The sequence below is a fragment of the Noviherbaspirillum soli genome (assembly GCF_015352955.1).
Classification (GTDB): Bacteria; Pseudomonadota; Gammaproteobacteria; order Burkholderiales; family Burkholderiaceae_D; genus Noviherbaspirillum_A; species Noviherbaspirillum_A soli.
Genome location: NZ_JACYOX010000063.1, coordinates 1 through 16,102, shown reverse-complemented (window position 1 = coordinate 16,102; position 16,102 = coordinate 1). Strand labels below are relative to the sequence as shown.

Annotated in this window: 7 protein-coding genes and 1 pseudogene; 7 read left to right on the top strand and 1 reads right to left on the bottom strand. The window is 49.9% G+C overall.

Annotation, left to right across the window (positions count from 1 at the left end; genetic code table 11):
• The first annotated feature begins 113 nt into the window (after positions 1-113).
• The 6 genes from IGW04_RS24260 to IGW04_RS24235 all read left to right on the top strand — a co-directional run bounded on the left by IGW04_RS24260 (position 114) and on the right by IGW04_RS24235 (position 11,323).
• Positions 114-2,273 (top strand): hypothetical protein, encoded by a 2,160-nt coding sequence (locus tag IGW04_RS24260; protein WP_194715676.1) that lies wholly within the window; start codon positions 114-116, stop codon positions 2,271-2,273.
• 3 nt (positions 2,274-2,276) lie between these two features.
• Positions 2,277-4,595: a hypothetical protein gene (locus tag IGW04_RS24255; RefSeq protein WP_194715675.1), complete on the top strand. Its 2,319-nt coding sequence runs from the start codon at positions 2,277-2,279 to the stop codon at positions 4,593-4,595.
• A 5-nt stretch (positions 4,596-4,600) separates the two neighbouring features.
• Positions 4,601-5,992 (top strand): BREX system Lon protease-like protein BrxL, encoded by a 1,392-nt coding sequence (gene brxL, locus IGW04_RS24250; RefSeq protein WP_194715674.1) that lies wholly within the window; start codon positions 4,601-4,603, stop codon positions 5,990-5,992.
• A gap of 280 nt (positions 5,993-6,272) precedes the next feature.
• Entirely contained in the window at positions 6,273-7,193 is a 921-nt protein-coding gene (locus IGW04_RS24245) for a DUF4007 family protein (protein WP_194715673.1), read from the top strand.
• On the top strand, positions 7,186-10,491 hold the full coding sequence (locus tag IGW04_RS24240) for an ATP-binding protein (protein ID WP_194715672.1): 3,306 nt from the start codon (positions 7,186-7,188) through the stop codon (positions 10,489-10,491). Before IGW04_RS24245 ends, IGW04_RS24240 begins: the two co-directional genes overlap by 8 nt.
• On the top strand, positions 10,484-11,323 hold the full coding sequence (locus IGW04_RS24235) for a phosphoadenosine phosphosulfate reductase family protein (RefSeq protein ID WP_194715677.1): 840 nt from the start codon (positions 10,484-10,486) through the stop codon (positions 11,321-11,323). Before IGW04_RS24240 ends, IGW04_RS24235 begins: the two co-directional genes overlap by 8 nt.
• A 225-nt stretch (positions 11,324-11,548) precedes the next feature.
• On the opposite strand, the pseudogene IGW04_RS24230 reads toward IGW04_RS24235, so the two are convergent.
• Positions 11,549-12,672, bottom strand: a pseudogene (locus tag IGW04_RS24230) (IS3 family transposase).
• A gap of 348 nt (positions 12,673-13,020) precedes the next feature.
• Between IGW04_RS24230 and IGW04_RS24225 the strand changes: the two are divergent.
• Positions 13,021-15,636: a DNA phosphorothioation-associated putative methyltransferase gene (locus IGW04_RS24225; RefSeq protein ID WP_194715671.1), complete on the top strand. Its 2,616-nt coding sequence runs from the start codon at positions 13,021-13,023 to the stop codon at positions 15,634-15,636.
• Positions 15,637-16,102: the final 466 nt, after the last annotated feature.

Below are 16,102 nucleotides of genomic sequence, written 5' to 3'. Positions count from 1 at the left end.
ACTGGCAGTAGGGGTCGGACTGTTTGCCACAATTCATCATCAACCAGTTCGCGTGCCATATTGCCTCGCCACGATAATTATCGACGAGTTGCTATGACAACGAAAATTCCATTTTGTTAGATGCTCTAAGTAGCGCGGGACTCATCTGGAAAAACCCGACGACAGATTTATGGAAAGCTGGCGGTGACGGCGCGGTAGACGTTGAAAAGCTGATTGACGATAGCACTAGCCAAATTCCAAAGCAAACGTTGGCTGGATATCTAAGGGGGTTCACTAAGCTCGCGAATGATCTTCTTCCTATGCTTGGTGTTCATACCTTGGACCCGTCTGCAGCCGGGATCGTTCGTCGCTATGCCATTGAGGCTAAGTCGGCTGCAGACGCTGCGCAAGTAGCCCTTAACGGTATAGCTGCTAAGGCGGTGATTGTATTAACGAGTGGGCACGAAGAAGCCCAACAGTTCGAGCAAGCCCTACTTGGCAAACCGCGTGCAAACATTTTTTATTGGATTAGTTTTGCAGAACCGCGCAACCTTGATGAGTTGGTGCGCCGTTATCTCGGGATCACTGCACTGTTATCGCAGTCGCATAACGACGCGACAAAGACACGGCTTAACGCAAAATTCGAAGCTGTACGTAACGAATTGAAGGCATCATTTGGCCGTCTTTACGGCCGCGAAGGATTACGCGAGAAAACAACTAAAGTTGTCCAGCAAGGCGAGCACACACCGATTGAAGTTACCTCCTGGCATGGCTTCTCCACGCGTCTACAGCAAATCGTCGACGCGACCTACACAGGAGAAGTGGCGGTTCGCGCACCGCAGCGTGATCTCAATGTGTTAGGCGGCGACAGCAGTCCAGATTCAAAAACCATTAGCGAGATCGTCGAAAAAATCCTTCAGTTTCGTGCTGGCGCCGAGGATGACCTGCTCGGAGAACCTGAAACTGGTCAATCAGCGTGCATTATAGATGGTGTCTTAGGAGCGAATGGGTTGTTCATTCGACGGGCCAGCGGCTGGGACTTTAAAACAGTTGATGAACTTGAAGGCAATATCAAGAAGGTCATTAGCGAGATCCGCAGCCTGCTTTCTAGACGACGCGATCGGGCATACCAACTATATGAGTTACGCCGTGTTTTCGAAAACGCTCCATACGGCATTCCAGCTGGAGCCCTGCCTCTTTTAATCGCGTTTGCAATACGAGAAGACCTAGAGCGACTGTCTTGGACGCAAGGCGGAAGTACCACTAAGAACATCTGCGAGGGAATGGTTAACGAGCGAGTCGGGGTCCGTTGCACCGAGTTTACAGGGCATCAGGTCAACGTGCTTGAAGTATTACGATATGCACTGGACTATGTGAACGATGACAAGTTCTCTTGGTCAACCACAAAACAAGAAGCGGCACGCCAGGCGGTCGAGCAGTTGCGAGATTTTCTCAAGATAGTTCCGGAACCTGTTCTCAAGTCGTCGAAGTTAGACAAGCGATTCCGTGACCTTGCCGATAGTTTCAGAGGCGTAGCCGTACCTTTGCACGAGATAGTCGATCGGCTTGTTTTAAACGTAGATCCTCATCGTGAACTTGGTGCCGGTGAACCACCTTATGAAGCGAAAAAGAAAGCGTCCGAAACACTTAAAGAAATCCTCTGTAGCTATCGTCAAGTAGAGGACGAGCGCCGGTTCGATCTTGTGAAACGCATTCAGTCAGTAGTTGAAAGTTTGAGTGGCGATACTCAGCGCGATCAAATTTTAAGCGAGTTGTCTGGAATGAATGCAGAAGGTAAGAGCATTGCTGAGTCGTTGTCGCGCGTCCCTTTGTCCGATTCGGTCTGTATCACCTTGATCGAGCGTCTAAGTGGCGCGCGCCTCAATGATGTTAGTGATACCAATGCTGGGATGGCAATCGGCAAATTAGAGGCAACAATTGCTACTGCAAGAACAATTATCGCCAGATTAGCCGCCGCTCCACCGACGGCGATACCGGATGCCAGCGGAAACGGCGCCGGTGATGATGTTTTGGGTGCTAAGGACGGTGTAAGCGCCGCTAATTCGGGACCGTTCTGGCCGAGTATTCCGCACTTCAACAATCACACGTCCCATTCGTCAATTGCGAAAACTAGTGAAAACGCCGAGTTTCCAACAATTACCGATAGATCGTGTGACTGGCGGATTACGTTGAAGAACACTCTAAACCATCTGAGCGAGCGGAAAGACATCGAAAAAGATGAGATGGTATCAATTCTTCAGTCCTTCATCACAGAACTTGAGGCCAAAGTCTAGGTCATGGCAAAGGTTGAAATTCTGGTCGATTCTTTGAAGTTGAGTCGAAAACCAGTGGACATTGATTTTCAAGTCGAAACTGGTATAAGCGATCTGTTACATGTACGTGAGCGGATTCGTGACCATTTACGGCGGCCGGAAAGTACTACCCTTCGTGTTAGACTCGATGAGGCGCGTTATCGAAAGGTGGCTGATCTAGATGGCATAAACGATCTCTTGGTCGTTCACGTGACGCCACGAACTGAACTCGCCGCAGTTATTGATGACCAGGTTCCGCATTGGTGTAGCTCTGCCACCATTGCCGAACTTGGGCTACTTAATGTCCAGGCTCCTGATCAGCGTGAGTGGGCGAATCTGCCATGCGACTTGAAGTTGTTGCACCTGTTAGATCCACGTTTCCTTGATTCCGAAATTACGCCAGAAGAGCTTTTGTATTTGTTCTTTCGAAGTGGCAAAAAAATAAGTCCATTGCGTTCGTCCGACCTGATCGTTCGTCATTTCACAACCATCCTAAGCAATAAGCTTGACCCGGTAGGGATAACACGGCTTTTCGAGTGCCTGGGGAGCGAAAACTACGCAATTCAGTTTGAATCACTTTTTCGCCAAATTTTTCAGGAAAAAATTAAGGCCTTCACTAATGCATATGCGTTAACTTGGACGTTCAATGCGCGTCATTTTTCAGAGGAACTTACAGAAAAGCTAGAGCTGACTGATGACTGGTGGAAAGTAATCGGCCCTGATGCTGATCTCGCTCTTCTAACAGATCGAATATTGCTAAAGATAAACGCCGGTGTTGTGCCGCCGGACAAACTATCAGAGGTCATTTGGACTTATAGCAAAAGTCAGCTCGACAGGATTGACAGTGCCTTACAACATAATCCCAAGATAGCAACCCAAGAATTGCTGACTAAAATAAGCGAACTACAGCGGGTCGAGACAGATGGTCTAGAGAGGCGCATCATTGACTTGCTTGAGGTGGAAAGTCCTGGATCTCTGGCGCCAGAAAGTACAGCTAAGCAAGCCATGGAGTGGGCGCAACGTTATTTAACATATGCCCGCAGTATGTTTCGAAGGGAGGAGGAGCCAATTGCAGAGGTCAGCGCTAGTTTCAGTGATTGGGTCTATGCGCAGCCACAAAGGGTCTCTCTTAAGGATTTTAACTGGCGCTTAGTTGCTTCGACGGTCAAAGAAGGATTAGAGCGCGGCAGCGACGTCATTCTTTTAGTGATTGATGCATTCGGCGCTATCGTAAGTGACCGGTTGGTGCAACGTTTGCAACAGACAATCGACTGGCAGGTGAGCTCCAAAATGTTGTTTGGTCCTTTGCCAACCATTACTGAAGTGGCAAAAATGGCAGTGGCATCCGGGGTAGACGTCTTCCAGCTGCCGTCGGACAAGGCGCAAGCGCTCCGGTATGCCTATAGTAAAGAAGTTCCAGCACCGGAGGCCGTGCAATTTAGCTCATCGTGGAAAGAAGTCAATGTCACAATGAACGATATGGCAAGATTGATGGTGGTGTTCGAAAACCAGTTCGATGAACAAGTACATCAGTGTGCCACCTATGCGGACCTTGACGCTCAACTGGAAGTTGTCTGCGCGAAAGTCACAAATAGTATAAGTCGTTGGATAAAAGTATCTGAGGTACGGCAGCGACCGCTTGAAATCTATATATCAGCCGATCATGGCATGGCGCGTGTTGCCACTGGCGTCGAGGCCCCATCTCACCCATTAACACGATCGATTAAAGAACGTTGCATCGAGGTTGAAGGGGAGGTGACGCAAGCTTTAGTAGACGGCTACTTAGTTACTCCGGAAGGTCACGGAAAGAGCAACTATTTGATTCCGCGTCGCCGAGTCAAGTTTTGCCAAGGACTCGAGTGTTTTGTCCATGGGGGGCTCTCTCCAGAAGAGGTGCTCATACCGTTGATCACGGTTCGGCGATCCGAAGTCATCAAGACGCCCGACGTTCAGATTTCCTCCGAGCAAGACGAGATCCCGGCAAGTGGCGAGGGCTGGACCGTGACGTTCAAGGTGCGAGCCAGCGCCACACATCTGCGCCGTGTGCAAATCGTTTGTGAACCCCCGTTTAGCGGACACTGCACGGTCGAAAATATCTTGGAACAGCAATCGAAACTGGTGACGTTTAACATTCGCTCGACGGTGCATCAAGAGGGAGCGGTAAACCTCATGTTAAACGTGGCTTACGTCTTACTAGGGGGTGTTGGGTTTCAACATGTTCAGCTACCAGTTTCCTTAAAGTTGCGCCCACATATGCTGATTCGCGAACAGGGGTCGGCGGATTTCGACAATATGTTTGACTAAAGAATATGACCGACTTTGACACAAAACTAAAAGAAGTATTTGGCGAGCTAGTGATTGATAAACAGCTGGTGCGCTCTTTAGGTATTCGAAACGAACGCACCATCCCTAGTTTTGTTGAAGAGTGGTTGGTGACGCGCTTTGCTAAGCCTGACGCCGATAACGAGCAAATCCGGCGTGGAATTCTCGAGTTCATCAAAAAGCACTTGCCTGCGAAGGCAGACAAAGATTTATTTTTAAACCGATTACATAACGGCGAACAAGTAACAGTGCTTGACTCTTTCAAAGCGCGCGTCGATCTCGCCAAGGATTGTAAGTACGTAAATTCACCGTCGCTGCAGCAGGCAAATATTGCAGTCGATCAGCAAACAATTGACGAATGCCCGGATCTGTTAAGTGGTGGCCTTTGGGGGGCGGGGCGGTTGCATTACTCTCGTGACCAAAAGGCACTCATGTTGATAGAGTTTAAGCCAATGCAATCCGGAAAGGTCTCGCTCAAGCATATGGCGGAGGCGCGGCCACAATTCACTACTGCTGAGTGGATCGACGTAATTATTCGGACAATGGGACTTGAGCCACTAGCGTATAACCTGCAGCAAAAACAGCGATTGGTGCAGCGTTTGATTCCCTTGGTGCAGACCAACGTCAATATGATGGAACTCGCGCCTAAAGGCACTGGCAAGTCTTTTGTGTTTTCCAATTTAAGCCGGTATGTTTGGCTCAATAGTGGAGGCGCATTGAGTCAGGCGCAGTTGTTTTTCAATTTGAATACGAAGGAGATCGGTCTGCTCGGAGGTCGGTTCGATTTACTAGTGTTGGACGAAGGGCAGTCAATCGATTTCCAAGGTGCAGACAGTATCCATGCCAAATTTAAAGACTATTTGGAGTCAGGAAAATACACGGTGGGTGCCCACCAAACGACGAGCGAATGCGGACTAATGATTTTAGCAAATATTAGTTTGTACGACGGACGCCCGGAGCGAAATGACTATATTCGTGAGTTGCCAGAGATGTTTCATGACTCGGCGTTATTGGACAGATTCCATGGAATCTTGCCAGGCTGGGAAATTCCGCGGTTTCAAACCGACTCAGTAGCACGTGGTATCGGCCTCAAAGCTGATGTCTTCGGAGAATATGCACATCAATTGCGCCATGTCTCGCCAACTGAATTTCCTTATGGAAATGCCCCTCGTTTAAGTGGAGATTCACGTGATGTCAGAGCCGTTGAAAAGATCGCTATCGCATTGTCAAAATTGTACATGCTAAACCCAAGTGATGATGACTATGAGGAGTATGTCTTGCGCCCCGCTTACGATCTGCGCGCGCGAGTACGTAGTCAGCTCGCGGCCGTCGATGGTTTTGAGATGGGAGCAGACCTAAAGGTTAAGGTTGTAGGTTAGTTAAAGGAAATGAAAGCGCAGGCCACTTCTTGCGGTCCGTAGTTTTCCTGTGTTATGCGTCGCCGCATTTAGATTGAAGAATGTATGAAAAAGCGTTTCCCATAGAGATCAAGAGTTCCGCAGGGCATATCGTAAACCAAGTTGCGGTGAGCCTGACCCTTACATCCGAATAGACGCGGGTATTTATAGAAACGCTACAATGAAGGCATAAAAGCGGGCAAGTTGAAGTCCGCAATTTTGATGACTGGAGACGTTTGCCAGTCAATGACATATCAGGATCATGACACACAAAGAACTACACATCGAAGCCCATTTCTCGGGGCATGAAACTTTTCCGCTGCGGCAAATGTGGCTAAAAAAAGCGTTTGAACAGGCAGAAACCAATTCAATCATTTCTAAAGAGACTTTCTCTGATGATGGTGCCATTGCCACATTTGGCGTTGGACGCAATATGGTCTCGTCTATTAAACATTGGGCACTTGCATGCGAGGTCATGCGTGAAGATGAGTCGAAAAAATATTTTGTTCTTGACGAGATTGCTCGGAAAATCTACGCCGACGGTGGATATGATCCTTATGCGGAGTATCCGACTACAGCTTGGTACGCCCATTGGTGTCTCGCAGGGCGCGGCAGTCGGTCAACAACATGGTTTTGGTTGTTCAACGTTTTAAACGCTCAGACCTTTACCCGAGACGAAATTATGCCGACGTTGGCCAAGTTCGCTCAGTCGATCTCGGGCGGAAGGAAACTGTCACAAGCAACACTCGCAAGGGACTTGGAGACTTGTGTGCGCGGCTACGCACCGCGTTCCACCTCAAATTCTGTAGAGGAGGCGGCCGAACCGATGTTAGCCGAGCTTGGCTTACTTCAAGAGGAGCGGAAAGGCGTGTATTCGTTCCGTCGCGGCCCGAAGTCTTCACTCACTGATGCTTTTTTTGCTTGGGCCTTAGTCGATTTTTGGGACCGGTATTATTTGGGTGAAACGTCACTGACGTTTGAGGCGGTTGCGTATGGGCTGGGATCCCCAGGCCGAGTGTTTAAGTTGGATGAAGAGTCAACAGCAGAGCGCCTATTTGGGCTGTCGGCTCTTACGGATGGCAAGCTAAAATGGTCTGACACAGCAGGGCTGCGCCAAATCTATCGTAGTGATTTCGATGCAAAAGCGTTTGCACGAGTAATGATGAAAAGATCTTATGAATAAAGCTGTAAAGATTCAGTTCGGAGAAGCAGTTCAAATTTCTCGTCATTATCGTCGCTCTGTTCGCGTTGATGCAGACATTGGTCGGATGGACGTACTTGAGGGTTACGTGTTGACTGATACCGCTCGCGAGGCATTATCGGTCATGGCTCGCCAGATTAACGGTTCGACCGATCGAGCTTTTACTTGGACTGGCCCTTATGGGGGAGGGAAGTCGTCGTTGGCTGTAATGCTGGCTTCGGCATTGTCAACAAATAAAGAGGTTCGCACGCGGGCGGCTGCTATCTTGACTCATCGCGTGCCGGGTTTGGCAGACGCGTTTCCTGTGACCTCCAATGGTTGGCTCGTGCTTCCTGTAGTCGGAAAACGCGGTAGCGTTTCCGCTGAGGTGGCCGCAGCGTTAGACAAAGCGCTTGGGTCTTCCAAACCACATAATGCGAATCAAGTTACCAACGACCTCGTTACGCTCGCGGAAGACACCCATTTCGATGGCGTACTCGTTCTCGTCGACGAGATGGGCAAATTTCTTGAGGCTGCTGCTGCCGGTGGTGAGGACATTCATTTCTTCCAGGACCTAGCTGAGAAAGCAAGCCGCTGCCAAGGCAGACTCATTATTGTCGGCCTATTACATCAATCGTTCCGTCAATACGCATCACGTCTGGGCATTGAGGCACGTGAGGAGTGGGCGAAAATCCAAGGTCGGTATGGCGATATCTCCTTCGTCGCTAATGGTGACGAGGTTGTGCAGCTTATCGGTAATGCAATCGAATGCGAAATCGAGCATCCACACAGCCTGGACACTGCGCGCATAGTTGCTACCGCCATCGCTAGCCGTCGACCTAGCGTCGGCGACAGTATGGCGGCCCTGTTAGATAACTGCTGGCCGCTACATCCAATTACGGCAGCGCTTTTGGGTCCCGCGTCACGCCGTCAGTTTGGACAAAACGAACGCAGTGTCTTTGGTTTTCTTTCGTCACTTGAACCATATGGCTTTCAAGATTTTTTGCAAAGCTGGAATGGCCGAGCTGCTTACGGTGCGGACAAATATTGGGATTATTTAAGAGCAAACCTTGAGCAAGCGATCCTTGCCTCGCCTGATGGTCATCGATGGGCCCAAGCAGTCGAAGCGGTCGAGCGCGCTGAGGCAAAGGGCGCCGACGGATTCGAGTTAGCATTGGCCAAAATTCTTGCCTTAGTCGATATCTTTCGAGGTACGTCTGGTCTGCTAGCGACAAATGAGGTGTTGTGCACAGCACTCTCCGATGTCCATGAGGGACAAGTCACTGCGGCCCTTGAAAAACTAAGCCAATGGCGTGTCGCCGTCTATCGAAAACATATAGCTTCTTGGACCGTATATGAGGGAAGTGACTTCGATATTGACCAAGCGGTGTCAAAAGCACGCGCCAGTTTTTCAAGCGTGGATACAACGAGCTTGACGAGCATAGCTAATCTCTATCCAATTTTGGCGAAGCGCCACTATCACGAAACTGGAACTTTCCGCTGGATGGGGGTGTCTCTGCACACGCTGCAAGAAGTGGAGCGCTTAGCGGACAGCTATAAAGCCGAAGGTGGCGAGTTCGGGCGGTTCGCTTTAGTCCTACCAGACCAGCGATCTGTTGAGCAAGACACGCTGGCCAAACTCGCAGCGCTGCAACGCGACGCAAATAAAGCCATTGTTTTCGGTGTGCCTCCCAACTTTCAACTCGTTGGGGACCTTGGCGCCGAGTTAGTGTCATTACGGATCGTCGAGGAAACAAGCCCGGAACTCGATGGAGACGCCGTGGCAAGACGTGAAGTCGGCGCGCGGCTCTTAGCGGTGAAAGGCGCGTTGGAGGAAGCACTGCGTGAAGCGGTCGCGAGAGCGTGCTGGATATTCGAAGATGGTGCCAGTGAGGTTGAAAGTCTTTCAGCGACGGCATCCACCATTGCCGATGACCTTTTTGTCGCCGGCCCGAACGTATGGAGCGAGTTAATTAATCGCGATGTGCTCTCAACGAATAGCGTAAAAGCTCGACGCGATCTTATGCATCGCATGGTGAACAACGGCCAGGAAAAGCATTTGGGAATCGACGGATTTCCCGCTGAACGCGGCCTGTACGAAACCGTTCTCTCCGAACCCGCACTGCACGGCGCGGTCGGAGAAGGCGCTTGGGGCTTTACATGTCCTGCGCCTGGCGACAATGCTCGCCTTTACGCCCTCTGGGATACGACTAAGCAAGTGTTATCGAAAGCAGGTAGTAAAGGGATAAAGGCGAAGGAAATTTACGAGCTATGGGGTTGCGCGCCCTATGGCGTAAAAGCCGGCCTCATGCCAGTGTGGTTGCTCGCGTTTGCGTTATCACATTCCGAGAACATCGCTATCTACCGTGACGGTATGTTTGAGCCAACGCTGACCGATGTCGATGTGGATGAGTTGTTGCAGGATCCGCGCCGTTTCGAGCTGCGCTGGGTAGACCAAGATAGTGAACATGTGGCGGCGATGAGGTCAATCGCCAACTCGTTACGTCATTGTCACTTCGCTCCCGAGGGTGAGTCCTCGCTTGACGTGGCGCGCAGCTTAGTAAAACTTGCGTTTTCATTATCGTCGTGGGCAAAACGGACGCAGCGTGTTTCTAAGCAGGCTAAAGCGATTCGAGACATCCTTCTACGCGCCAGCGATCCAAATCGCTTATTGCTGATTGACTTGCCCGCGACGCTTGGAGTGGAGATTACCGACGTCGGAGCCACGATCGAGCCTTTTTTGAAGGAATTGTTGGACGCTTATCCGCAAATGCTCAGAAAAGTGGACAAGGCAATGGCTGAGTCGCTTGATGCACTCGAACCTGATGATTTGGAACTGCGTGAGCGTGCTGAGCCTATTTCCCAGTTCAGTGCAGATCTTCGCCTCCAGGGCTTTGCCGCACGTCTTATGAAACGTAACGGATCGCTTGAATCAATCGAAGGAATTTTCAGCTTGGTGGCTAACAAGCCGCCACGAGATTGGACCGATTTGGACATTGATAGCGCCGTGCTTGCTGTCTCCGATTTGGCACTCGCCTTTCGGAAAGCTGAAGCGCTTATCAATGTACAAGGGCTAGGACTTGGTCGTGAAGCTATTTCTGTCGTTATCGGCACGGGCGGAAGCTCGACAGTAGTTACCAAAACATTCGAGCTAGCCCGCCGAGATAAGCGACTGGTCGAGAACGCTGCCAACGATGTCTTGGCGCATCTCGAGAGTCTTGGTCTAAGCGGCGATCTGTTGTTCGCCGCCCTCGCAAAAGCGAGTTCCACCCTGCATGCGAAGGAAATAAATGATGCCTGAACGACATGTTTTAGGACTGTCCGGAGGTCGAGACAGCGCAGCCCTTGCTGTGTACGTCCGGCAAACAATGCCAGACATCGAATTCGAGTATTTTTTTACTGACACGGGTAAAGAACTACCCGAGGTGTATGAATTCTTGGGACGTTTAGAAGGCTACTTGGGTCAGCCTATCCAAAGGCTTAACCCCCGACGCGACTTCGATTTTTGGTTGCGCGAGTACGGCAATTTCCTTCCTTCTCCACAAACACGGTGGTGTACGCGTCAGTTGAAGCTTGCGCCGTTCGAGCAATACGTGAGACCGATGCTCGCTGCAGGTGACAAGGTTTTCTCGTATGTCGCTATTCGCGCTGATGAGGATTACCGCGAAGGGTATTCTGCGAAACAGGCGAACCTTAAAGTATTGCTTCCGTTTCGCGAGGCCGGCATTGATAAAGCTGGTGTAATTGAAATCCTCGACTCCTCCGGTGTAGGAATGCCTAAGTATTACGATTGGCGAAGCCGCTCCGGCTGCACCTTCTGCTTTTTCCAACAAAAGATCGAATGGGTTCGACTAAGGGAGCGACATCCGGAAGCGTTCGAGGAAGCTAAGAGTTATGAGAAGACGGCGCTGGACAACGGTTCGCCCTTTACGTGGACGCAGGGAGAGGCATTGACGGACCTAGAAAGGCCGGAACGGATCGCACAAATCAAGCAAGATTTTGATATCCGGATACAGCGTGAGAAAACACGCCGGCCTGTTAATCCACTACGTCAATGGGGAGAGAATCTTGAAATAGATGAACTCTACGGAGAAGACGAGGGTGGGGGTTCATGTAATATCTGCCACAAGTAGCAAATCTATTCGTTAGTGCCCCGCCCAAGGTCGTGTTGCCAAACAAAGTGAGTGAGTAGCCCTTTGTTTTTGAGCTCACTGAAAGGAGACGATTCAGTATCGGATCATAATTCTCGCGATCGCGCCGGCGCAATGGCAGTGATCTCGCACCTGTATAACCAGGCACAGTGTAGCGCTTAGTTTGCGTGATTTGATCCGCTTGGGTTTTCTGGACCATTTCCAGCGTTAGTTTTCGGCGTTCATTGAGCCCTGCTGTCGGCCTCCAAGGCCGGCAGCAGGGGCAAATTCGGCCGGCGATTGACCATTGAGAGCCATGTGAGGCCGACTCTCGTTGTAGTCCCGCCGCCAAGCTTCGATGATTGCTTTGGCTTCCTCCAGGTTTTCAAACCAATGCAAGTTCAGGCACTCATCCCGAAACGATCCATTGAAGCTTTCGACATGGCCGTTGTCGGTTGGTTTTCCCGGCCGACTAAAATCGATTCGTGCCTGATGATGGTAAGCCCATAAATCCAGCAGTCGGCCGGCGAACTCGCTGCCGGTGTCAACGAACAGGTACTGGGGCGCCTTGCGTTGTGCTGCAAGGCGGTTCAATGCAGCGACCACATGTTCGCCGCCCAACCGCTGCCCCACCTCGATTGCCAGCGCCTCTTTGCTGAACACATCGATAATCGTCAGCATGCGGAATTTGGCGCCGTTGGCAAGTTGGTCAGCCACGAAATCCATACTCCATACCTGATTGGGTTGCGTCGGTTTGATCCTGACTTGGCGGCATACCACCATCTTTCGGCGCTTGGGCAGCTTCGATCGCAATTGCAGCTGTTCCTCCTGATACAAGCGAAACGCCTAGTTCTTACCGAGCTGCCAGCCTTCGCGTTTGAGCAGGACATGGATCCGGCGGTAGCCATATCGCACGCGGCTGTGCGCAATTTCATGCATGCGCCGTCGCAGTGCGGTCTTGGGGTCTTTCACGCTTTGGTAATACTGCGTGCTGCGTGTTTGTTGGATCAATGTACAGGCCCGGCGCAGCTTCAAGCCGTAGTGACTTACGATGTACGTCACTACGTCTCGCTTTAACGCGGGCCGCCCCACTTTTTTGACGCGACATCCTGCAAAATAGCCTTATCTAAGCTCAGCTCTGCGACCAGCTTTTTAAGCCGGGCATTCTCATCCTGCAGTTGCTTCAATTCGCGTACCTGGTCCGACTGCAAGCCGGCATATTGCTTCTTCCAACGGTAAAACGTCTGTTCCGAAATGCCGACTTGCCGAAGGATGTCTGCGACTGGCATGCCCAGTTGTGCCTGCTTCAATACTGCAACTATTTGCTCGACTGAAAAACGCTTCCTCTTCATGGCAAACCTCCTTCTCCAAGGGGTCAGTTTGCCGAAAAACTCACTGTCTGACTGGTCCGAGATTCCTAAATCAGATCACAGAGTAGTGGTAGCACTACTCTGCCAAGTAGAGCAATAAGTTATTGATTAATACAACTGTTCAGTTCTATGAACAAATAGGAAAACCTCTATATATCAATGCTTTGAAACGTACAGAAACATACATGGCGGAGTAGTGTTAGTCACTATAAAGGGCTTGCATACTGTTTGTACTAATATAAGAGCAATTCGATGGTTCGGAGGTTGAATTTGTTCTTGGAATGTTAAGCATATATCTACAGAAATGAGTAACAAACTTTTGAACAAAACATGACAAAAGAGCAAATTAGTAATCTAGGGTTTGGCAAGTTCGTCGGGGGAAATCTGTACGTGCATACGTCCTGCCTAGAAAGATTACCTACGAAGTGGCAAGACGCTGTGGCGTCGGCCGCCAGCTTGGCTGGCGTATCGCCAGATCTGGACTTCAATGTTGTCAAGCTTGGCAATGAGGTCGACGAGCTTTCGCTCTTAGCATATCGTGATTTTTTCGATGATCCCTTTCCGGCCCTTGCGCATAGTTGGCGCGTGTCTCTAGGAAGGAATACAGTGTTGCATCGCACCTATGAGGAATCAGGTAACCCGCCAATCCTGCATCGTAAAGAGTTGCTCTTGGCTCTGTCCCATCCGAGACGTACGGAATATCAATTGATCACCGACACTGCCGAGACGCTTGGACTATTTAACAAGACAAATCGGATCGGTTTTCGAGAGCACTGGCATACGCTGATTCATGAGCGTGGGTTCACGCTGCAGAATGGACAGTTTGTGCCGATTGGGAATACAGCCTTAGCATTGGCTCGTCATACTCTACTAGATGTGGGCGATCGGATCGATATCCGGCGTCACCTTACCGCACTGTCGCGATCAAACTTTTCCACACCTATACAAGCTTTGCTGCGCCATGGGCTGATCACGGCACAGACAACTGTGTTTGATTACGGTTGCGGCAAAGGGGACGACTTACGGAATCTGCGTGCAAACGGTATCGATGCCTCGGGGTGGGATCCACATTATGCATGCGAGATGCTTAAGCAAAAAGCGCAAGTCGTAAATCTTGGCTTCGTAATTAATGTGATCGAAGATATCGATGAGCGAGTGGCCGCGCTTCAAGGAGCGTATGCATTGACGAAAGGTGTGCTAGCGGTCGCCGCGATGTTGACGAGCCAAATGCTGCCTGAAGGGCGTCCTTACCGCGACGGTTATTTATCATCACGCAACACTTTCCAGAAATATTTTTCCCAATCTCAGCTTCGAGATTTTATAGAGGACACACTCGGTGAAAGCGCGATCGCAGTTATGCCCGGCTTGTTTTTCGTATTTCGCGATAAGGAGCTCGAGCAACGTTTTCTTGCGGCACGGTACAGCCAGCGCACCCGTGTAAAGACAGTGCGGGCTTGTTCTTACAGTCGGCCGAGGATACCCAGCTACGGGCTGGAAACGAATCCATCCAAAGCGACTCAGGTATCGCGTATTGATGTTGAGCGTACGGCTGAGCTCTTCGAAGCTTGTCAAACAGACTTCAGTCGTCTTTGGCTGCAGACTCTCGAACTTGGTAGGCCTCCACAGAACCACGAGGTGGATAAGGACCTACGTGACCCGCTTGAGCAGTCGATTGGAACATGGAGCAAGGTAATCCGCATCATACTTGATAGATTTTCTCCTGCTGAGCTGGACTTAGCACGTAGTCGCCGCATTTCGGACCTCGTGGTTTTCGGAGCTCGCCAACAGTTTGGAAAGCGTCCAGCTTATCGTCAACTAGAGCCGGCTTTGAAGATGGATATCCGGTATTTTTTTGGGGGGTTCAATGCGTGGCAAGCTCAGGCACGCAGTGTTCTATTCAACATTAAAGATTTATCGCAAATTGCTGCAGCGTGTAGCGAAGCGTTTGAAAAGGGATATGGATGGTTGGAGGCCGGAAAGTCATTGCAACTGCATCTAACTTTGCTTGAGCGCTTGCCGACCATATTGCGAGTGTATGTGGCCTGCGCAACGATTTTATACGGAGACTTGGCTGAGTTTGATCTAATTAAAATTCATATATCTTCTGGAAAAGTTTCATTGCTGAAGTTTGAAAACTTCGATGCTAGTCCCCTGCCTCGATTGCTCCAGCGAGTTAAAGTAAATTTACGTTCCCAAGAATTTGACGTGTTCGAATACGGAGAGAATTATCAATCGCCACTCCTATATAACAAATCCAGATTCATTAATGAGGAATTTCCCAATTTCTCTCAGCAAGTCGCACTTGAAGAGGCAATAGATCAACTCGGAATATTTAATTTTTCAGCTTACGGCCCTACCGAGTCCGAATTTTATCGCGCACTTACCCAAATTCGGCAGGAAATTATCGGCTTTGAACTGCGCCGCAGCAGCAGCATTCCGAATCTTGACGAACCTTGCGGAAAACGTTTCACGTATCGAGATTTTATCGAATGTGGCGAAACGCAGGTGCGTACTAAGCTTGCAAATCTTCCCCAGGAAGCAGATACCTACACAGCTTTATATGATTTGGCAAAGCATGTGATCGATCCTGTAGTGGATTACTTTGGGATGATTCAACTTACATACGGTTTTTGCTCGTGTGAATTAGCAAGGAGAATTAAAGGTAGGATTGCTCCAGTTTTGGACCAACATGCAGGACATGAAAGGAAGAAGAGCGGAAAATTTATTTGCGAGCGGCTTGGTGCTGCATGCGATTTTCTGATCGAGGACGAAGATATGGAGGAAGTAGCCATTTGGATCTTCGAAAACACAAATTTTGATCGAATATATTTTTATGGTAAAAATCGCCCAATACACGTGAGCTATTCTCAAACTCCTGCACGAAAATTTGTACACATGAATTTGTCCGCTAGCGGCAAACTAGTCCCGCGTTTAATAAGAAAATAAATGCAACTGACTAACGAATCGTCAGCATTAGCTAGGCAATCCTGGCCTTGGCAAATTATTCAACGCGCCAATTATGGAATTTGATCTCGATGTTTGGGTGGCTAATTTACTAAAATTCAAGAACGCCGATATTGTTATAAAGAATGTGCTTGGCCCTAGATGTTACAGTTCGATCCAAAGCGGATAATAACGAAGATATGCTAAACCCATGCTCGTCAGTTCAAGGACATGCGTTGCGCTTTGCGGGCGTTGTACTCCGCGTAGGACGCTTGCATTGCGACGTGGAACGGCACCTGCGGCGCATGTGCCCCTTAAGCGCGGCAGCGGCTTGATGAGCCGCTAGTAGTCCGTCACTCATCAATTTTCGGATAAAGGTATTTCAGCTTTATGCGTGCATCGGCGGTGCGGAATTGCCAGTCGATCCCCGCTTGCCGCCGGTTGCGCGCCTCTGCCCATTTCTGGGCAA

Excerpts from the sequence above, each read along its gene's own strand:
- IGW04_RS24245 (WP_194715673.1), top strand. The coding sequence starts at position 6,273 with ATGACACACAAAGAACTACACATCGAAGCCCATTTCTCGGGGCATGAA.
- IGW04_RS24255 (WP_194715675.1), top strand. The coding sequence starts at position 2,277 with ATGGCAAAGGTTGAAATTCTGGTCGATTCTTTGAAGTTGAGTCGAAAA.
- IGW04_RS24225 (WP_194715671.1), top strand. The coding sequence starts at position 13,021 with ATGACAAAAGAGCAAATTAGTAATCTAGGGTTTGGCAAGTTCGTCGGG.
- brxL (WP_194715674.1), top strand. The coding sequence starts at position 4,601 with ATGACCGACTTTGACACAAAACTAAAAGAAGTATTTGGCGAGCTAGTG.
- IGW04_RS24240 (WP_194715672.1), top strand. The coding sequence starts at position 7,186 with ATGAATAAAGCTGTAAAGATTCAGTTCGGAGAAGCAGTTCAAATTTCT.
- IGW04_RS24235 (WP_194715677.1), top strand. The coding sequence starts at position 10,484 with ATGCCTGAACGACATGTTTTAGGACTGTCCGGAGGTCGAGACAGCGCA.